Origin of the sequence: Streptomyces sp. NPDC020747 (assembly GCF_044334695.1) — a bacterium.
Taxonomy (GTDB): Bacteria; Actinomycetota; Actinomycetes; order Streptomycetales; family Streptomycetaceae; genus Streptomyces.
Genome location: NZ_JBIRTJ010000026.1, coordinates 46,685 through 64,843, shown reverse-complemented (window position 1 = coordinate 64,843; position 18,159 = coordinate 46,685). Strand labels below are relative to the sequence as shown.

Below are 18,159 nucleotides of genomic sequence, written 5' to 3'. Positions count from 1 at the left end.
CGGGCTCAGGAGTCGGCCGGCAGGGGACGCGGGTGCGGCGGGGGCTCAGGAGTCGGTCGGCGCGGACGCGGGTGCGGCGGGGATCGGCTTGTCGAGCATGGTGCAGACTGCGGCGTTCACCAGGGCCCGGTTGGCGGCGGCAGCCTTGGGGCTCGCGATGCCGAAGATGGTCGTGGTGAAGACCGAGACCGTACGGCGGCCGGTGGCGTCGGTGTAGGCCTCGCTGGAGTAGCCGGGTGCCTGGCCGTTGTGGCCCCAGACGGTGCCGCAGGGCGTGGACACCTTCTCCAGGCCGAGCCCGTACCGGCGGTTCGGGAACTCGGCCTCCTCGGCGACGGTGGTGCGCATCTCCTTCAACAGGGCGGGCGGCAGGAGCTTGCCGGAGTTCAGCGCACCGGAGAAGCGGGCCCATTCCTGCGCGTTGGAGACCATGCCTCCGGCGGCCCACAGCGTGCTGGCGTTGATCCCGGTGGTGTCGACGTATCCCGCGGACCGCTCCGGGCCGGCGAACGCGGTTCCCGCGGGCGCGTACGGGGGGAGCAGCGGGGCGAGGCGGTCGGCGTCCGGTTCGTAGCCGTGGGCGAGTCGGGGGTTGTTCGTCTGGCCGAAGCCGGTGACCAGGTAGGTGTTCTTCAGGTGGAGCGGACCGGTGATCCGCCGCTGGATCAGGTCGCCCAGGGTGTGTCCGGTCGTCTTCTCGGCGATCAGGCCGAGCGCGACGTAGTTGGTGTTGCTGTAGGAGTAGTCCGTGCCGGGTGCGAACAGCGGGTCGTGCCGGACGCCGGCGGCGATCAGCTCCTGGGGCGTCCAGGCCCTGGTGTCCTGACCGGTGAACGCCTTGAGCACATCGGGGTCGGTCAGGTAGTTGAACAGGCCGCTGGTGTGGTTGAGCAGCATTCGTACCGTGATCGCGGACCCGTTCGGGATCAGGCCCGGCAACCACTTCTCGACCGGGTCGGTCAGCTTCAGCCGGTGTTCGGCGACCAGTTGGAGAGCCACGGTGGCGACCATCGTCTTGGTGTTGGAGCCCATCCGGAACTGGTCGTCGGCGGCAAGGGTGTGGTCGGCGCGGGTCCAGGGCGCCTGCCGGGCGATCTCGATCGGCCGCCCGTTGCCCTTGTCGACCCGGACGATCACTGCGGGGGCTCCGGCGTTCACGTCCCGCTGGGCGAGCGTTGCCAGTCGGTCCTTCTGGGCTGCCACCACGCTGGCTCGTCCGGTCGGGGCGTGGGCGGTGTCCTGCGCCGCGTCGGCCGCCTGGCAGCCCGTGAGCGTACCCGTCAGCGCCGCGGCCAGGGCCAGCGTCAGGTATGCGTGCCGGGCGGGCCGCGACCGGGGCGTGTTCCGGGGCATGAGGTGTCCTCCTGGGCATGGGGATGGGGATGGGCTTTGGGTCTTGGTCTTGGGTCGATCGACCGCTCCAGCCTCCCGGCGACGGGGACGAGGAACACGGGTGCTGGGCCCCCGCGATGGTGGAGACAACCCCAGTGCGCGGACGCGATCCGGCCGGTCATCATCAACTTCTGGCCCGTGACGGTGGCCTGGCATCGGCCGGTCGGTCGACGCGGCACCGACCCACGAACGATGGACCGACGCACGACGATGGAGCGCGATGACCTACTCCGGCGAGCGCCACTCCCCCCGTGGCACACCGCGATCGGGGGAACCTCCCGGGACGGGCGTCGGCCCGCGCGCCGGTCTGGCCCCGCACGCCGGTCTCGCCCTGCGGATGACCCTGCTGGGCTGGTCGCTGGTGCTGCTGCTCGGCGCGGTCCTGGGTTTCGGCCTGGCCACGCTCTGGATCACTTCGGTGGCGGTCGTCGCGCTCGGGGTCGGCATCCCACTGGCCCTGCTTTCGACCGTCCTGGTGCGCTGGTTCGCCGACCTGCACCGCCAGTGGGCCGCCGACCGGCTCGGCGAACCGGTGGCCCGGCCATACCTGCCGGCACCCGACGGCGGTTGGCCGGTGCGGTTGTGGGCGATCCTGCGCGACCCGGCGACCTGGCGGGACTGGGCCTGGCTGGTGGCCAACTCGGTCACCGGGTGGTTCACCTACGGGCTGTCGTTCCTGTTCTTCCTCTGCGGCGTCTTCTACCTGAGCTATCCGCTGCTGTACGCGCTGACCCCTCCGGAGGTGTTCCGCACGCCGCTGGGCAACGGCTTTCGTCTGCACAGCGTCGAGCAGTCGTTCGCGCTGGTTCCGCTCGGCCCGGTGTTCCTCCTGCTCTGGTACACCACCGCCGAGCGGCTGGCGAACCTCAACGCCCTGGTGATCCGCTCCCTGCTGGGGCCCACCGCGCAGGCACGACTACGGGCCCGTGTCGCGCAGCTGGCCGCCTCGCGGGCCGAGACCGTGGACAGCCAGTCGGGCGAACTGCGCCGGATCGAACGGGACCTGCACGACGGCGCACAGGCCCGGCTGGTGTCGCTGGGCATGAGCCTGGGCCTGGCCGAACAACTCCTGCCCGACGATCCGCAGGCCGTCCAGCAGCTGCTGGCCGAGGCTCGCGCATCGACCGCCGGCGCCCTGGCCGAACTGCGCGACCTGGTACGCGGCATCCACCCGCCGGTGCTCGCGGACCGCGGCCTGGACGGCGCCCTCAAGGCCCTGGCCCTGGCCAATCCCATACCGACGTCGGTGGTCACCCGCCTGCCCGGACGGTTGCCCGCGCCGGTCGAGTCCGCGGCCTACTTCGCCGTCGCCGAGGCCCTGACGAACGCCATCAAGCACGCCCGGGCCCAACGCATCGGGATCACCGTGGAGTTCACACCCCACCCGGGCACAACGGCGGGGCTGCTGACAATGTGGGTGTCCGACGACGGCCGCGGAGGCGCCGCCATCGACGCCGGCACCGGCCTGCGGGGCATCGCGCGCCGTCTGTCGGCCTTCGACGGCACCCTGACCGTCGACAGTCCGCCCGGCGGACCCACCGAGATAAGGATGTCGCTGCCGTGCGCGTCGTCATAGCCGAGGACCTCGCCCTGCTCCGAGAGGGCCTGATCAGGATCTTGCAGGCCAACGGCTTCGAGGTCGTCGACGCCGTCGACAACGGCCCTTCCCTCATCAGGGCACTGACGACCCACCGGCCCGACGTCGCCGTCGTCGACGTACGCCTCCCCCCGACCTTCACCGACGAGGGCCTGCGAGCCGTGATCGACGTACGCAGGCAGCTCCCCGGCCTTCCCGTCGTGGTGCTCTCGCAGTATGTCGAGCAGTTGTACGCCAGGGAGTTGATGTCGGACCGCGCCGGGGCGGTGGGCTACCTGCTGAAGGACCGGGTCATGGCCGTCGGCCAGTTCGTCGCCAACGTCCGGCAGGTCGCCGCCGGCAGTACGGTCATGGATCCCGACGTGGTCGGCGCCCTCCTCACCCACCGCTCGGCGGACCCCCGCCTGCTGGAGCTGACCCCGCGTGAGCACGAGGTGCTCTCGCTGATGGCCCAGGGCCGCTCCAACGCCGCCATCGCCGGCCGGATGTTCGTCAGCGAGAAGACCGTCAGCAAGCACAGCTACAACATCTTCACCAAGCTCGGCCTCGAACCGTCCGAGGACGACAATCGCCGGATCCTGGCGGTCCTCGCCTATCTGGAAGGCTGAAAGCCAGGGTCGCGGCCGCTCTTGAAGGGTCAGCGTTCCAGGACGACCCTGCCGCCCAACTCCACCCAACCCTCCGGCTGGGGGGCTGTGAGGAGTTGGGAGCCCGCGCCCTGGAGGATGTTCAGGGCGCGGCCCAGTTGGGCTGTCAGTTGGAGGGCCGCGGCGCCGGTGGCCTCGTCCTCGGTCACGCCGTCGCCGCGGCCGGGGAAGCCGCGGGCGCGGATACGGCCGGCCGCCTCGTCCTCCCAGGCCCAGGCGTAGAGCCACTCCCCTGGCGGGGGCACCTCAAGCGCGTCGACCTCGGCCGCCGTGTCGTACCGGCGCAGTGTGCGCGGCTCCGGCCACTCCGGGCGGGCCTCGATCCAGGTGAACTCGCCGTCGAGGCGGGTGCCCACCACGCCCGCGGGCGTGACGAGTTCGGGTACGTCGAGCAGCCAGGCCGCGCCGACACAGGGGTAGCCGGCGAAGGGCAGCCGCACACTGGGGGTGTAGATGTCGATGACCCCGCGCTCGGGGTCGTCCACGAACACCGTCTCGCTGAAGCCGAGTTTGGCCGCGAACTCCTGCCGTTCGTCCCGCTCCGGCAGCACGGAACCCTCGCGCACGACCCCGAGTTCGTTGCCGTACTCACCGCGCGGTCCGCAGAAGACCCGCAGCACGTCGTAATCAGTCACGCGGGCATTCAAGCACTACAGGAGTGGTGCGTACGCATCCGGCCGCCGCCCCTGATGGCAGGGGCGGCGGCCGGATGCGGTCGGGTTCCGGTCAGGCCTGGGTGGCGCCCGTCGCGCGGCGGCGGCGTACCGCGAACACCACGCCCGCGCCCGCCGCGACCGTCGCCGCGGCCGCGGCGCCCAGCGCGCCGACGGGGACGTCGGAGCCGGTGGAGGCGAGGCCGCCCGTCACGCCGCCCGTGGTGGAGCCGGTCGTGCCCGCGCCGCCGGTGGTGGAGCCGGTCGTGCCTCCCGTGGTGCCGCCCGTCCCGCCCGTGGACGACGTCGGGTCGGTGTCCGGGAGTTCGGCGTCCTCGGACAGGGCCACCGAGAGGTCGACCGGGTCGAGTTCGGCGCCGGCCTGGTAGAAGCCGCCGAAGGCCTCCGCGCCCGCCTTGGTGAGGGTGGCGGTGACGTCGTCGAGGGTGATGACGTCGTTCTTGGCCGTCAGGTCGTCGGACTTGGGCCTGAGTTCGGCGAGGGTCACGTCGGCGGACTTCTTGCCGAGGCTCTCGACGTCGGCGGTCAGCTTGCCGGCGCCGCCGTCGACCTCCGCCTTGAGGTCGCTGAGGGTGAGGTCGAGGCCGTAAGTGCCGTTCGTCTCATGGCCCTTGAAGTTGACCGAGCCCTTGAAGGCAGCCTTGAGGGTGTCCTCGTCCGTGTCGTAGGTGCCGGTGGCGCCGGGGAAGGTGAAGCTCCCGTTGCCGGACGCCTGCGAGGCACCGCCGGACACGGCGATCCTGCCCTTGGCGACACCGTCCACCACGTACGTACGGAAGGACTGCTTGACGCCCCAGCCGAGGGTGCCGTCGGTGATGTCGCCCTTGGTGGCCGCCTGGGTGGGCGAGGGGGTCTGGCTCGCGGTCTGCGAGGGGGAGGTGGACGGGGTGCCCGTGGGGGTGGTGGACGGCGTCGTGGACGGGGTGGGCGAGGGGGTCGTGGAGCCGGTGGGCGTCGGGGTCGGCGACTCGGTCTTCTTCTCCACCACCGTCAGGGGGTCGCCGGCCGCGCCGGTGTAGCCGGCGCTCCCGAGGACGTCGCCCGCCTCCTTCGTCAGCTTGGTCGCCATGTCCGTCATCGTGCGGGTGACGGTGACCTCGGCGAGCGGCACGTCCTGCTGGGTCGTGCCGCTCTTCGTCACGTCCGCGGTGACTCTCGCCGCCTTGCTGTCGAACTTCACGTCGGACAGGGCTAGTTCGAAGCCGTGCAGCTTGGAGACGATCTTCAGGCCGCCCTCGAACCCGAGCGCCACGGTGTGGGCCTCGGAGTCGTAGGTCCCGGTGCCGTTGACGAAGGTGAACGCGCCGTTGTCCTTGGCCTGCGTGGCGCCGCCCTCGGGCGTGAAGCTGCCGGCCGCCATCCCGGTCACGTACGTGCGGTACGACTGCTTGATGCCCCAGGTCAACTCGTAGCCCTTGAGCGGCACTTCGGCGGCGGACGCGGACGTCGCGGCGAGCGCGGTGGCACCCAGCGTGACGGCGGTCGCGCAGGCTGCGGCGAGGGCTATGGGGCGGCGACGGGTGGCGGCCATGGTCGTGGGTTCTCCTCGGTTCAGTGTGTGGGAGTCCGCTCAACCGGCGGACAGCGCTGGGAAGTTCAGTTCTCTTCGGGGGCGTCTGCGGCCAGTTGGGCACGACGCCTGCGGATGATCACGAAGGCCGCTGCCACCGCGATCAGGGAAGCGGCCGCGAGGCCGACGGGCAGGACGGGGACGTCCGAATCGCTCGCGGTGGCCTCGGACCTGGGTTCGGCCGTCTTCCGCTCGGCGGCCGCTGCTTCCGGGGTGGCCGACTCCGTGCTGCCCAGGTCGGGCAGGGCGGGCAGTCGGGCGCTGTCGGTCAGGGCGACGGCGAGGGAGACGGGGTCCATCTCCGTGCCCGCCTTGTACATCCCGCCGAAGGCCTTGGCGCCGTCGGCGGTGAGCTTCGTGGGCGCCTCGGTCACCTGGGCGAGGCCGTCCTTCGGCTTGAAGTCCTTGGCCGTGAAGGTGACCAGGGGGACCTTCTTGGTGGTGCCGTCGGCCTTGTCCGTGCCGTTCGTCCTGCCTGCGCCGCCTGCGCCGCCTGCGCCGCCCGCGCTGGTGACGTCCGCGTAGAGCGTGCCCTTTCCGTCGTCCGTGACCTGGGCCCGGAGCGCGCCGAGCTTCAGGTCGAGGCCCTGTTCGCCGGTGAAGCGGACGGCTCCGGCGAAGGTCGCGTCGAGGGTCTGCTTCTTCTCGTCGTACGTGCCCGAGCCCTCGGGGAAGCGGAAGAGCGCGCCGCCGTCCTCGGCTCCGTCGGTGAGCTTCCACTCGCCCTGGGCGATGGACCCGGTGACGTACTCGCGGAAGGTCCGGCGCACGCCCCAGTCGACGGCGCCGTTCTCGATGCGGCCCGAAGTCTCCTTCTTCGCCTTGGACTTGGACTTGGAAGGTGAGGGGGACGGCGTGCGCGACGGCTCGGCGGCCGCCGCGGCCTTGACGTCCGCCGAGAGGCTGACCGGGTCGAGCGCCGTACCGGCCGTGTAGTAGCCGGCGAAGGACTTGGCGCCCTGGGCGGTCAGGGTGGCGGGCAGGTTGTTCAACTGGACTGCGTTTCCGCCGCCCTTCATGTTGATGCCGCCCAGGGAGAGGGAGGCGAAGGGCACTTGCGAGGACGTCGTGACCGCCCCGGTGCCCTTCGCCTTGCTGGTGACGTCGACGTACAGGGTGCCGCCGTTGCCGGCGAGGCGGACGGTGGGGCGGCTGATCGTGAGGTCGAGCTGATGCGTGCCGTCGTCCTTCTTGTGCCCGAGGAAGTGGACACCGCCGGAGAAGCGGGCGTCGAAGGCGCCCGAGCCGCCGTCGTACGTACCGGTCGCCGAGTGGAAGCGGAACTGGCTGCCGCCGACCGTGGCGGCGCCGCCGGTGAGGGAGAAACCGCCGTTCGCTATCGGGCCGGTGACATAGCTCTGGAAGGAGGATTTGATGCCCCAGTCCAGGCGGCCGCCCTGCACGGTACGGCCGGCCGCCTGGGCCTGACCGGCCGGGAGCAGCGCCACGAGTACTGCTGCGCAGAGCAGGGTCACGTAGGCGCGTAGGTGCGGGCGCGAGGGCATGGAGGTCCTCCGGGACGGGCGGGATCTGGCCGGATCCGAGGCGGTCCTGGCAAGAAAGGTAAGGCTAACCTAAGCTAAGTTTTCTGATGCGGGAAGCACCGGATGAGACAGAAGAGGGGATTGCGGGCCGTTCGTCGGCCGACGGTCCGCTGTGGCTGGTCGCTCCCCCCACTCTCGGCTTCGCTCAAGCGGGGGGACCCCCATCGCGGCGGAGCCGCATATCGATACAGCCCCGCGCCCCCAAAGGGCGCAGCCTCTCCGGAGGGCGCCCGTGCCCGATCGGCGAACCGAAAGGAACTACGCGACCGTGCGACGCCTGCGTACACGAGTGGCCGGGGCACTGCTTGCGGTGCTCGCGCTGACGGTGACCTCAGCCTGCTCCTCCGAGGACGGCACGGCCGGGAGTGAGCCGGCCGCCAAGGCCGCGTCCGCCACCGCCGACCGGGTCGAGCCTCTGTCGGACACCCCGGACCCCCAACTCCCGGTCACCGTGCGCTCGTCCGACGGCAGGAAGGTCACCGTCAGGGACGCCGAACGGATCGTTCCGCTGTCGGGGAGTCTCAGCGAGATCGTGTTCACGCTGGGGCTCGGGGACCGGGTCGTCGCCCGTGACATCACCGCCACCTTCGCGCAGGCGGAGAGGCTGCCGGTGGTCACCCGCAACCACGACGTCTCCGCGGAGAGTGTCCTGTCCCTCAAGCCCGATCTCGTGCTCGCCGAGACCAGCACCGGGCCCGACGAGGCGATGGACCAGCTCCGTGACGCGGGTGTCCCGGTGCTCGTCGTCGACCCGGCGAAGGGGCTGGAGGACGTGGGCCCGCGGATCGAGACGGTGGCGCGCGCCCTCGGCGTACCGGCCGCGGGCAAGGAGCTCACGAAGCGCTCCGAGGAGCGGATCGCCGCCGTGCGCAAGGACATTCCGAAGAGGACCGACAAGCCGCGCGTCGCCTTCCTCTACCTCCGGGGCACCGCCTCCGTCTATCTGATCGGCGGCAGGGACTCGGGGGCCACCTCGCTGCTCGAAGCGGCGGGAGCGGTGGACGGCGGCGCCGAGTCGGGTCTGGAGAAGGACTTCACCACGATCACCACGGAGGCCCTCGCCGAGGCCGCCCCCGACGCGATCCTCGTCATGTCCAAGGGCCTCGAATCCGTCGGCGGCATCGAAGGCCTCGTCAAGATCCCCGGCGTCGCCCAGACCCCCGCCGGAATGGACCGCCGGGTCGTCTCGATCGAGGACGGCGTCCTCCTCAACTATGGTCCCCGCACGGACGAGGTGCTGAAGTCTCTGGTCGACCAGTTGTACGGGGACGCGAAGTGACCGTGACCGACAAGGGCGTCACGCCCGGATCCGGGACGGAGGCCGGGACGGCGGACGCGGCCCCGGAGGCGTCGCCGACCCCCGGCAGACCCGCCGGACCCCGTCGCGGCACCCCCTGGCTGCTCACCGTCGGTCTGGCCGTCCTCCTCGGGCTCCTCACGCTGGCCTCGGCCGGGATCGGCGCGTACGACATCTCCCCCGGTGACGTCCTGTCGTCCATCGCGCACCGCGCCGGACTGGGTGGCGGCGAACTCGCCCGGGTCCCCGAGTCCGTGCTCTGGAACGTGCGCTTCCCGCGGATCGTGCTCGCGCTGCTCGTCGGTGCCTCGCTGGGGTGTGCGGGGGCGCTGATGCAGGGCGTGTTCGGCAATCCGCTGGCCGAACCGAGCGTCATCGGCGTCTCGTCGGGCGCGGCGGTCGGCGCGGTCGCCGCGATCTCGCTCGGCCTGAACTTCCTCGGCAACTGGACCCTCCCCGCCTTCGCCTTCGTGGCGGGTCTCGGCACGGCCCTGCTGGTGTACTCGATGTCCCGCACGGGCGGCCGTACGGAGGTCGTGACGCTGATCCTCACCGGCATCGCGGTGAACGCCTTCGCGGGCGCGCTGATCGGCCTGTTCATCTTCCTCGCGGACACCGCGGCGGTGAACCAGATCACCTTCTGGCAGCTCGGCTCGCTCTCCCAGGCCACCTGGCCGAAGGTGCTCGCGGTGCTGCCGTGCGCGGCACTCGGGCTGGCCGTCGCGCCCTTCTACGCACGGAAGTTGGACCTGCTGGCGCTCGGCGAGCGGCCCGCCCGGCATCTGGGCGTGGACGTCGAGCGGCTGCGTGTCGTGCTGATCCTGGTCGTCGCGCTGCTGACGGCCGCGGCCGTGAGCGTCTCCGGCGTCATCGGCTTCGTCGGGCTCGTCGTCCCGCATCTGCTGCGTATGGCGGCGGGCCCCGGCCACCGTTTCCTCATCCCCGGCAGCGCGCTCGGCGGTGCGGTGGTCCTGCTCGCGGGCGACCTCGCGGCCCGTACCGTCGCGGAGCCCGCCGAGCTGCCGCTCGGGGTGCTCACCGCACTCTTCGGCAGCCCGTTCTTCTTCTGGCTGCTGCGCAGGACCCGTCGCAGGCAAGGAGGCTGGGCGTGAAGCTGCTCGGACTGACCGGACTGACCGGTACGCGGCCCGCGCCTCCCGGCCCCGTGCACCCCGGCGACGTACTCGCCGAGGCCGAGGCCCTGCACGTCCGGCTCGGTGGCCGCGAGGTGTTGTCCGGTGTGGACGTCACGGCCCGCGCGGGCGAGGTGCTGGCCCTGGTCGGCCCCAACGGGGCGGGAAAGTCAACCCTGTTGGGCGCGCTCGCCGCCGATCTCCCGCCCGCCACGGGAGTCGTACGCGTCCACGGCTCCCCGGCGTCCGAGTGGTCGGCGCAGGAACTGGCCCTGCGCCGGGCGGTGCTCCCCCAGTCCGCCGCGCTCTCCTTCCCGTTCGCGGTCGAGGAGGTCGTACGGATGGGCCGGGCGCCCTGGGCCGGACGGCCCGAGGAGGATGAGGACGACGCGGCGGTGGCCGCGGCCATGGCGGCGACCGAGGTCACGGACTTCGCGGGCCGGCCCTTCTCGGCGCTCAGCGGCGGCGAGCGGGCCCGGGTGGCGCTCGCCCGGGTGCTCGCCCAGCGCACCCGGCTGCTGCTGCTCGACGAACCGACCGCCGCGCTGGACCTGCGCCACCAGGAACTGGTGCTCCGGGTCTGCCGCGCGAGGGCGCACGCCGGGGACGCGGTGGTCGTGGTGCTGCACGATCTGGGGCTCGCGGCGGCCTACGCGCACCGGGTGGTGATCCTGCGCGCCGGGCGTGCGGTGGCCGACGGCCGGCCGGCCGAGATCTTCACCGACCGACTGCTTTCGGACGTCTACCAACAGCCGGTCGAGGTGTTCCCGCATCCACGCACCGGCGAGGTCATGGTGGCCCCGGTGAGGGGTTCTTGACCGGTCTTTGACCGTTTCGTGGGGGGTGGATTGAGCCGCCGTGATCAGGCCGTGGCCGTACCTCACCAATGAGAGCTGAATCACTGGACGGGCAGCTTTCAGTCAGGTAAGCCTCAGATAAGTTAGGGCAGCCTCACCGAGGACCTGTGCCTCTTCTTTGTCTCTTCCATGTCTCTCCTGTGACCCTCTTGGAGCCTGTATGCGAGCCGTCCGACTCTCCGTCACCGCCGCCGTGACCGCGGCCGCGCTGGCCGCTGTCACGGGCTGCACCGAGAAGAGCGATGCCTCGGGCGGCGACGACCGCGTCGTCAAGGTGACCGCCACGGACTCCAAGTGCGAGGTGTCGACGACGAAGTTCCCGGCCGGGCACGTCCAGATAGACATCGAGAACAAGGGTTCCAAGGTCACCGAGGTCTACCTCCTCTTCCCGGACGACCGGATCGTCACCGAGCGCGAGAACATCGGCCCCGGCACCAAGCAGAAGGTCACCGCCGAGGTGAAGGAGGGCGACTACCGGATCGCCTGCAAGCCGGGCATGAAGGGCAAGGGCATCCGCCAGGACGTCACGGCCACCGGCTCCGGCAAGGTCGCCAAGCGCGACCCGCGCCTGGACTCGGCGGTCGCCGCCTACCGTGAGTACGCGCAGGAGCAGGCCGACGAGACCCTGCCCAAGGCGAAGGTCTTCGCCGCGGCGGTCAAGGACGGCGACATCGAGGCCGCGAAGAAGGCGTACGCCGGCTCGCGCATCGGCTGGGAGCGGACCGAGCCCGTCGCCGAGTCCTTCGGTGACATCGACCCGAAGGTCGACGTGCGCGAGGACGGCCTGGAGGAGGGCCAGGACCCGGAGAAGGACTGGACCGGCTGGCACCGCCTGGAGCGTTCGCTCTGGCAGGACAAGAAGCTCACCGCCCGCGACTCCGAGCTGGCCGACCAGCTGATCACCGACCTCACCGACTGGCAGAAGCGGGTCGGCAAGGCCGAGATCACCCCGACCTCGATGGCCAACGGCGCCAAGGAACTCCTCGACGAGGTCGCCACCGGCAAGGTCACCGGCGAGGAGGAGCGCTACTCGCACACCGACCTCGTCGACTTCAAGGCGAACGTCGAGGGCGCGGAGAAGTCGTACGAGCTGCTGAAGCCGGTCGCCTCGGAGAACGACGCGGCGCTGACCAAGGAGCTCGACACGCAGTTCGCGGCGCTGAACACGCTGCTCGACAAGTACCGCGAGGACAAGACCTCCTACGACTTCACCTCGTACGACAAGGTCGGCAAGGCCGACCGCAAGGAGCTCTCCGACGCGGTGAACGCACTCGCCGAGCCGCTGTCCAAGCTCGCCGCCGCCGTCGTCAAGTAGCACGTGACGTAAGAGGGGCCCTGGCGCCATGACGGACACCACGAACACGACGGATACGACAACGGGCGCGGCGGAAGCCGAGGAGCCCGGCGGTGGGAGGCGGGACGCCGACTCCCGTACCCCGTCGCGGCGTTCACTGATCGGCTGGGGCGGTGCCGGGCTCGCGCTCGGGGCCGCCGCGGCCGGCGGTGCGGTGGCGATGGTCCGCGACGGGGACGACGCGGAGCCGACCGCCGCCGCTGCGGGCGCCGCGGTCGCCTTCCACGGCACGAACCAGGCGGGCATCGCCACCCCCGTGCAGGACCGGCTGCACTTCGCCGCGTTCGACGTGAAGACCACGGACCGGGCCGCGTTCGTCCAGCTGCTGAAGGACTGGACCGAGGCCGCGCGGCGGATGACCGCCGGGCACGCGGTCGGCGAGGGCGCGTACGGCGGTCTGGCCGAGGCACCACCGGACGACACCGGTGAGGCGCTGGGCCTCAAGCCGTCACGGCTGACCCTGACGATCGGCTTCGGCCCGTCCCTGTTCGACAGGTTCGACCTCGCGGACCAGCGACCGGAAGCCCTGGTCGACCTGCCGAAGTTCGCGGGTGACAACCTCGACGCGAACCGCAGCGGCGGCGACCTGTGCGTCCAGGCATGCGCGGACGACCCGCAGGTCGCGGTGCACGCCATCCGCAACCTCGCCAGGATCGGCTTCGGCAAGGTCGTCATCCGCTGGTCCCAACTCGGCTTCGGCAAGACGTCGTCCACGACTCCGGAGGCCCAGACCCCTCGTAACCTCATGGGGTTCAAGGACGGCACCCGCAACATCGCGGGCACGGAGACGGACCGGCTGAAGAAGTTCGTGTGGGTCGAGGAGAAGGACGGCCCGACGTGGATGGTCGGCGGCTCGTACCTCGTGGCCCGGCGCATCCGCATGAACATCGAGACCTGGGACCGCACTTCCCTCCAGGAGCAGGAGGACATCTTCGGCCGTGACAAGGGCGAGGGGGCTCCGGTCGGGAAGGCCAAGGAGCGGGACAAGCCGTTCCTGAAGGCGATGAAGCCCGACGCGCACGTACGGCTCGCGCACCCCGACACCAACGCCGGGGCCACGCTCCTGCGCCGCGGCTACTCCTTCACCGACGGCACGGACGGCCTCGGCCGCCTGGACGCGGGCCTGTTCTTCCTCGCGTACCAGCGGGACGTGCGCAAGGGCTTCGTCCCGGTGCAGCGGAGCCTGGCGGCCGACGCACTCAACGAGTACATCCAGCACGTGGGTTCAGCGGTCTTCGCCGTCCCGCCGGGCGTCCGCGACAAGGACGACTGGTGGGGCCGGGCGCTGTTCTCAAAGGACTCGAAGGACTCGAAGAAGTCCAATGGCTCCGGGAACTCCACGAACTCCACCGACTCCAAGGAGGCGTAGGCCGTGTTCGCGAACTATCTGATCGGCCTGCGCGAGGGCCTGGAAGCCAGCCTCGTCGTCTGCATCCTCATCGCGTATCTGGTGAAGACGGACCGGCGGGACGCCCTGAAGCCGATCTGGATCGGCATCGCCATCGCGGTGGGTCTCGCCCTCGGCTTCGGGTGCGCGCTCGAATTCGGCTCCCAGGAGCTGACGTTCGAGGCGCAGGAGGCGCTCGGCGGCTCACTGTCGATCATCGCGGTCGGCCTGGTCACCTGGATGGTCTTCTGGATGCGGCGTACGGCCCGCCATCTCAAGGCCGACCTGCACGGCAAGCTGGACGCGGCACTGCGGATGGGCACGGGCACGCTGGTCGCGACCGCGTTCCTGGCCGTGGGACGCGAGGGCCTGGAGACGTCCCTGTTCGTCTGGACGTCCGTACGCGCGTCCGGCGACGGCACGGAGGGCCCGCTGATCGGCGTGCTGCTGGGCATCGTGACGGCGGTCGTGCTCGGCTACCTCTTCTACCGGGGTGCCCTGCGCATCAACCTCGCCAAGTTCTTCACCTGGACCGGCGCCATGCTGGTCGTCGTGGCCGCGGGTGTTCTCGCGTACGGCTTCCACGACCTCCAGGAGGCCGACTTCCTGCCGGGGCTGACGAACAAGGCCTTCGACATCAGCGAGACCATCCCGCCGGACAGCTGGTACGGCACGCTCCTCAAGGGCGTCTTCAACTTCCAGCCGGATCCGACGGTCCTCCAAGTCGTCGTGTGGTCCCTGTACTTGGTGCCGACCCTCGCCTTCTTCCTGGCCCCCTCACGACCGGGCAGGGACGAGTCGAAGCCGGCCACGCCCGTACGCGAAGAGGTCTGAGACGGACGTTTGGGGACATGGCGGGGCGTGCTGGATCACGGTGCGGGCGCGGTACGTGATCCCGCCGTCCGCGTGCTCCCCGGCCCCGGTAGGGTTCCCCTCCGGGAAGGGGAAGGTGTGACGGTACCGATGAGCAGGGATCACGGCCCTCGGGGGCCTCGCAGGCTCGGCCGGAGCGCGCTGACGGCGGCATCGGTGACCGTGCTGTCGGTGACGGCGAGCGGGTGTGTGGTGGTGCACGGGGAACGGGAGGTCCTCCCCGGGGCCACGAAGACCGAGGCCGCGCGTGCGCTGCAGGACTTCACGGCCGCCTACAACGAGGCCAACAGCGCCAACGACCCGTCCCTGGACGCGGACCACGTCACCGGTGCCCTCGGAGACATCGACGGCGCGAAGCTGAAGGCCGGCGGCAAGAACCAGCCGGGCGGCAACCCCAACTACGTGCCGCTGAAGCTGAGCGACACGGATTTCACGATCCCGAAGAAGGCCGGCTGGCCGCGCTGGTTCGTCACCGACTCGAAGGCCAACAAGGGCCGCGGTGAGGACCGTTGGCTGCTGGTGTTCACCCGGGGCGGCGCGAACGACGTGTGGCAGGTCTCGTATCTGACGATCGTCGCCGCCGAGAAGGTGCCGGACTTCAAGAAGGACCAGGACGGCTGGGCGGAACCGGTCACGGCGACCGCGGCGGACCTGGCGGTCGCGCCCGGGAACCTCCCCGAGGACTACGCGACCTACCTCAAGGACGGCGGAGACACCTTCGCCGCGGGCACCCACACCACGAAGTGGCGCTCCGACCGCACGGAGACCGCGAGCCGCCCCGGCCTCGCCCAGCAGTACATCGACGAGCCCCTGGCCTCCGGCGACTACGCCCCGGTGGCCCTGCGCACCACCACCGGCGGCGCCCTCGTCTTCTTCAGCACCCGCCACTACCAGAAGCAGACAGCGGCCCAGGGCGTCCCCATCAACGTCACCAACGCCGACGTCAAGGCCCTCATGACCGGCGAACCAAAACAGTCCCTCACCCTGGAATCCATCTCCAACCAGGCAGTACTGGACCCCTCCAAGGACGCCGCGAACCAACAGGTGGAGTTCCTGGGCAGAATCCAGGGCCTGACGGCGGCGAAGGGCGGGTAAGGGGGCGTCCCGCCCGTCTTTGGGGGCGCGGGGACGGCGCAGTCTTTTGGCTTTTAGGGGCGCGAGGAACGGCGCAGTCTTGTCTTAGGGGCGCGGGGACGGCGCAGTCTTTTGGCTTTAGGAGCAGGGGGCTGGGGCGTCAGCCCCGAAGGGGCCACGCCGCAACGTGGTCCCGCTCCACCCCCGCGTACCGAGCACACTCATCGGTAAGCACCTCAAGCAACGACAGAGGATCCGGCAGCCCATGCTCCGGCCCCCGTACCCACTCCACCGCCAACTCCCCCGGCAACCGCGCCGGAGGCACCAGCACATAGGACCCACGGCAGTGCCACCGCAACCCGGGATGCTCGTCCATCGTCTCGGGATGGCAGTCCAGCTCGCACGGCCACCACTCGTCCTCGTCCTCGGGCGTACCCCGCGTGGCGGTGAAGAAGAGCATCCGGTCGCCCCCGGACACCGCGACGGGCCCGACCTCGACCCCGAGCGCGAGCAACCGCTCCAGCGCCTCCTGCCCCGCCTCCAGCGGAACGTCCAGCACGTCGTGCACCATGCCGGTCGCGGTGATGAAGTTGGCCAGCGGCTGATGCCGGGCCCACCGCTCGATCTGCGCCCGGTCGGTCGTGGACTGCGTCTGCCAGGCGAAGGACACGGGGTGCCGCGCGGGGGTGGGACACCCGACACGGTCACAGGAACACCGGTAGGCGGAGGGATGGGCGGCGGGCGCGAGCGGCAGCCCGGCTCCGGCGGCGGCAAGCAGCAGTTCCTCACGACCCGAGGCCTCGTCCGCGGCGTCCGTTCTGGGACGGCGACCGCGCAGCCACTGGGAGATCCTGCCCTGCCCGCCCGAGCGGCGGCCCATCTCTGCGCTCATCGATCCCCTCGCCCTGGCTGTTGTGCGGACAGCATGCCCTATGGTCCCACCATCCTGCGCCACAGGGGGCCGGAGCCCACATCCGGGGTAGGCGGGACGATGCCCGACCGGGTCATCGATCGAGTGTCATTGCATACTTTGAGATGATTTGCCTGCCTACGGTGTCGGCATGGTCACACGGACCGCGCTGACGGGTATCGCAGGTCTTGCCTCGCTGGCCCTCGTAGGACAGATGGGACAGAGCGGGGCGTTCGCCCCGCTCGAATGGGGCGCCGACCCGATGACAGTGTCCGCACTCCCCCGCATCGTCCACACCGCGCACCGCGGCGGCGCCCTGGAGGTGCCGGAGAACAGCATGTCGGGCCTCGTGGCCGCGTACGAGCGCGGTACGGCCCAGGTGCTCGACCTGGACACCCGGATACTGCGCGACGGGACGATGGTGGTCATGCACGACGCGACCCTGAACCGCACGACCTACACGGGCGGCCCGGTGAACGCGCTCGACCGGCGGGACTGGGAGGGCGTCCGGCTGCGCCCCGGGGACGGGCTGCCGGGTGGCCGGCGTTCCGAGCGGGCGCCGACGCTCGCCGAGGTGCTGGACCGTTTCGGCGGACGGGTGGTGCTGATGCTGGAGGCCAAGGACCCGCGGAGCCTGCCGACCCTGGCCGCGATGATCAGGTCACGCGGCCTGACCCGCTCGGTACTGGTCAACTCCAACCACCCGGCGGTGGCGCGGCGGGCCCACCGCATGGGCCTGGTCTCGCAGTTGTGGCGGTCGGCACGGCAGCTGCGTACGGACCGGCCCGAGCGGTGGCGGTCGTTCGTGGACGTCCTGGACGTGGACCACAAGGCCCGCGACCGCGATCTCGTACGGGCCGTCAGGTCCGGCATCCCCCGCGTGTGGGCGCACACCGTCGTGACCCCGGCGCAGCGCGACCGCGCCCTCGCACTCGGCTGCGACGGGATCATCACGGACGCGCCGGGACGGCTGGCGAGGGCGGCGGGCCTGCGCGCGCGGGGTCAGGGGGCGGCGGGCCCGCGTGGCGCGAGACCGTAGAGGGCGTACTCGACGAGCTTGTCCGTGTACTCGTACGTGATGGGGCCCGTGTACTGGAGCCAGCGCTGGGCGAGGGGCGACACGAAGAGTTCCAGGGCGATGCGCGGGTCGACGTCGGCACGTACGGCGCCTTGTTCCTGGGCTGCGCGCAGGCGCTTCACATACAGCTGGAGCTGGGGTTCGAGCAGCTTGCCGACGAACTCCCTGCCGACCTGTTCGTTGACGACGCCCTCGGCCGCCAAGGCGCGTGACGGGGCCTCGAACGTGGGGTCGAGCAGCTCGTCGACCGTGGCCCGCAGCACCAGCTTGAGGTCGGCTTCGAGATCGCCGGTGTCGGGGATCTCGTACGCCGCCTGCTCCCCGATGACCTCCGGGCGGGCGGCCGCCTCCGCCGCCTGGGCACTCAGGTCGATGAACGCCTCCAGCAGGACGTCCGCCTTCGACGACCACCACCGGTAGATCGTCTGCTTGCCGACGCCCGCGCGGGCGGCGATGCCCTCGATGGTGGTCTTCGGGTAGCCGACCTCGGTCACGAGCGCGAGGGCGGCGTCGTAGATCGCCCGGCGGGACTTCTCGCTGCGGCGGCTGGAGTCGGGGGCGGGCTTCTGCGGGGGCTGGGCGGACGTATGAGCCATACGCTCAAATTTACCAGGCAGGCAAGACGCTCCGTCTCGCGGGACGACGATTCTCGCCCCCTCATAATCAGCCCCTCCGGCGTTTGAGGAGCGGGGGTTCGGGGGCGGAGCCCCTGAGTAAGGGACGGGACTGGGTAGGGGCGGCGGGGGCGAGAAACAACCCGTTCGGCTCCCGA

At 70.9% G+C, this 18,159-nt stretch carries 16 protein-coding genes; 10 read left to right on the top strand and 6 right to left on the bottom strand.

The window, feature by feature from the left end:
* Positions 1 to 45: 45 nt before the first annotated feature.
* Positions 46 to 1,353, bottom strand: coding sequence for a serine hydrolase domain-containing protein (locus ACH4YP_RS44570; RefSeq protein WP_398497080.1), 1,308 nt, complete (start codon positions 1,351 to 1,353; stop codon positions 46 to 48).
* 259 nt (positions 1,354 to 1,612) lie between these two features.
* Here ACH4YP_RS44570 and ACH4YP_RS44565 point away from each other — a divergent pair, with 259 nt between their 5' ends.
* Together ACH4YP_RS44565 and ACH4YP_RS44560 are read left to right on the top strand one after the other, a co-directional pair.
* Entirely contained in the window at positions 1,613 to 2,968 is a 1,356-nt protein-coding gene (locus ACH4YP_RS44565; protein ID WP_361072347.1) for a sensor histidine kinase, read from the top strand.
* Positions 2,953 to 3,597: a response regulator transcription factor gene (locus tag ACH4YP_RS44560; RefSeq protein ID WP_266740459.1), complete on the top strand. Its 645-nt coding sequence runs from the start codon at positions 2,953 to 2,955 to the stop codon at positions 3,595 to 3,597. Before ACH4YP_RS44565 ends, ACH4YP_RS44560 begins: the two co-directional genes overlap by 16 nt.
* 29 nt (positions 3,598 to 3,626) lie before the next feature.
* On the opposite strand, the gene ACH4YP_RS44555 is transcribed toward ACH4YP_RS44560, so the two are convergent.
* The 3 genes from ACH4YP_RS44555 to ACH4YP_RS44545 all read right to left on the bottom strand — a co-directional run bounded on the left by ACH4YP_RS44555 (position 3,627) and on the right by ACH4YP_RS44545 (position 7,385).
* A complete protein-coding gene (locus ACH4YP_RS44555; RefSeq protein ID WP_398497077.1) occupies positions 3,627 to 4,271 on the bottom strand; it encodes a PhzF family phenazine biosynthesis protein in 645 nt (214 codons plus the stop codon).
* A 91-nt stretch (positions 4,272 to 4,362) separates the two neighbouring features.
* Positions 4,363 to 5,841 (bottom strand): HtaA domain-containing protein, encoded by a 1,479-nt coding sequence (locus ACH4YP_RS44550; RefSeq protein WP_398497075.1) that lies wholly within the window; start codon positions 5,839 to 5,841, stop codon positions 4,363 to 4,365.
* Positions 5,842 to 5,906: 65 nt separating this feature from the next.
* The gene (locus tag ACH4YP_RS44545; RefSeq protein ID WP_398497073.1) at positions 5,907 to 7,385 is read right to left on the bottom strand and encodes an HtaA domain-containing protein; all 1,479 of its coding nucleotides are present in this window, start codon (positions 7,383 to 7,385) and stop codon (positions 5,907 to 5,909) included.
* 307 nt (positions 7,386 to 7,692) lie between these two features.
* Between ACH4YP_RS44545 and ACH4YP_RS44540 the strand changes: the two genes are divergently transcribed.
* The 7 genes from ACH4YP_RS44540 to ACH4YP_RS44510 all read left to right on the top strand — a co-directional run bounded on the left by ACH4YP_RS44540 (position 7,693) and on the right by ACH4YP_RS44510 (position 15,420).
* Positions 7,693 to 8,703 (top strand): hemin ABC transporter substrate-binding protein, encoded by a 1,011-nt coding sequence (locus ACH4YP_RS44540; protein WP_398497071.1) that lies wholly within the window; start codon positions 7,693 to 7,695, stop codon positions 8,701 to 8,703.
* Between the two features lie 2 nt (positions 8,704 to 8,705).
* Positions 8,706 to 9,833: a FecCD family ABC transporter permease gene (locus ACH4YP_RS44535; protein ID WP_398497108.1), complete on the top strand. Its 1,128-nt coding sequence runs from the start codon at positions 8,706 to 8,708 to the stop codon at positions 9,831 to 9,833.
* Complete coding sequence (locus ACH4YP_RS44530; protein WP_361058803.1) at positions 9,830 to 10,672, top strand: heme ABC transporter ATP-binding protein; 843 nt, start codon at positions 9,830 to 9,832, stop codon at positions 10,670 to 10,672. The genes ACH4YP_RS44535 and ACH4YP_RS44530 overlap by 4 nt, the downstream gene beginning before the upstream one ends.
* A gap of 199 nt (positions 10,673 to 10,871) precedes the next feature.
* Positions 10,872 to 12,026, top strand: a complete 1,155-nt coding sequence (efeO, locus tag ACH4YP_RS44525) for an iron uptake system protein EfeO (RefSeq protein ID WP_398497069.1) — start codon at positions 10,872 to 10,874, stop codon at positions 12,024 to 12,026.
* 28 nt (positions 12,027 to 12,054) lie between these two features.
* Positions 12,055 to 13,434, top strand: coding sequence for an iron uptake transporter deferrochelatase/peroxidase subunit (gene efeB, locus ACH4YP_RS44520; protein ID WP_398497068.1), 1,380 nt, complete (start codon positions 12,055 to 12,057; stop codon positions 13,432 to 13,434).
* Between the two features lie 3 nt (positions 13,435 to 13,437).
* The gene (gene efeU, locus ACH4YP_RS44515) at positions 13,438 to 14,286 is read left to right on the top strand and encodes an iron uptake transporter permease EfeU (RefSeq protein WP_361058800.1); all 849 of its coding nucleotides are present in this window, start codon (positions 13,438 to 13,440) and stop codon (positions 14,284 to 14,286) included.
* A gap of 129 nt (positions 14,287 to 14,415) precedes the next feature.
* The gene (locus ACH4YP_RS44510) at positions 14,416 to 15,420 is read left to right on the top strand and encodes a hypothetical protein (protein ID WP_398497066.1); all 1,005 of its coding nucleotides are present in this window, start codon (positions 14,416 to 14,418) and stop codon (positions 15,418 to 15,420) included.
* Positions 15,421 to 15,559: 139 nt separating this feature from the next.
* Here ACH4YP_RS44510 and ACH4YP_RS44505 read toward each other — a convergent pair whose 3' ends face one another.
* On the bottom strand, positions 15,560 to 16,291 hold the full coding sequence (locus ACH4YP_RS44505; protein ID WP_361058798.1) for a bifunctional DNA primase/polymerase: 732 nt from the start codon (positions 16,289 to 16,291) through the stop codon (positions 15,560 to 15,562).
* Positions 16,292 to 16,460: 169 nt separating this feature from the next.
* Between ACH4YP_RS44505 and ACH4YP_RS44500 the strand changes: the two genes are divergently transcribed.
* Positions 16,461 to 17,348 (top strand): glycerophosphodiester phosphodiesterase, encoded by an 888-nt coding sequence (locus tag ACH4YP_RS44500; RefSeq protein ID WP_361058797.1) that lies wholly within the window; start codon positions 16,461 to 16,463, stop codon positions 17,346 to 17,348.
* Here ACH4YP_RS44500 and ACH4YP_RS44495 read toward each other — a convergent pair.
* Positions 17,312 to 17,983: a TetR/AcrR family transcriptional regulator gene (locus ACH4YP_RS44495; protein WP_398497064.1), complete on the bottom strand. Its 672-nt coding sequence runs from the start codon at positions 17,981 to 17,983 to the stop codon at positions 17,312 to 17,314. The two genes, ACH4YP_RS44500 and ACH4YP_RS44495, sit on opposite strands and share 37 nt — an antisense overlap.
* Positions 17,984 to 18,159: the final 176 nt, after the last annotated feature.

Coding starts and splice junctions, on each gene's coding strand:
- ACH4YP_RS44570 (WP_398497080.1), bottom strand. CDS start 1,353: ATGCCCCGGAACACGCCCCGGTCGCGGCCCGCCCGGCACGCATACCTG.
- ACH4YP_RS44565 (WP_361072347.1), top strand. CDS start 1,613: ATGACCTACTCCGGCGAGCGCCACTCCCCCCGTGGCACACCGCGATCG.
- ACH4YP_RS44550 (WP_398497075.1), bottom strand. CDS start 5,841: ATGGCCGCCACCCGTCGCCGCCCCATAGCCCTCGCCGCAGCCTGCGCG.
- ACH4YP_RS44545 (WP_398497073.1), bottom strand. CDS start 7,385: ATGCCCTCGCGCCCGCACCTACGCGCCTACGTGACCCTGCTCTGCGCA.
- efeO (WP_398497069.1), top strand. CDS start 10,872: ATGCGAGCCGTCCGACTCTCCGTCACCGCCGCCGTGACCGCGGCCGCG.
- efeB (WP_398497068.1), top strand. CDS start 12,055: ATGACGGACACCACGAACACGACGGATACGACAACGGGCGCGGCGGAA.
- ACH4YP_RS44510 (WP_398497066.1), top strand. CDS start 14,416: ATGAGCAGGGATCACGGCCCTCGGGGGCCTCGCAGGCTCGGCCGGAGC.
- ACH4YP_RS44505 (WP_361058798.1), bottom strand. CDS start 16,291: ATGAGCGCAGAGATGGGCCGCCGCTCGGGCGGGCAGGGCAGGATCTCC.
- ACH4YP_RS44500 (WP_361058797.1), top strand. CDS start 16,461: ATGGTCACACGGACCGCGCTGACGGGTATCGCAGGTCTTGCCTCGCTG.
- ACH4YP_RS44495 (WP_398497064.1), bottom strand. CDS start 17,983: ATGGCTCATACGTCCGCCCAGCCCCCGCAGAAGCCCGCCCCCGACTCC.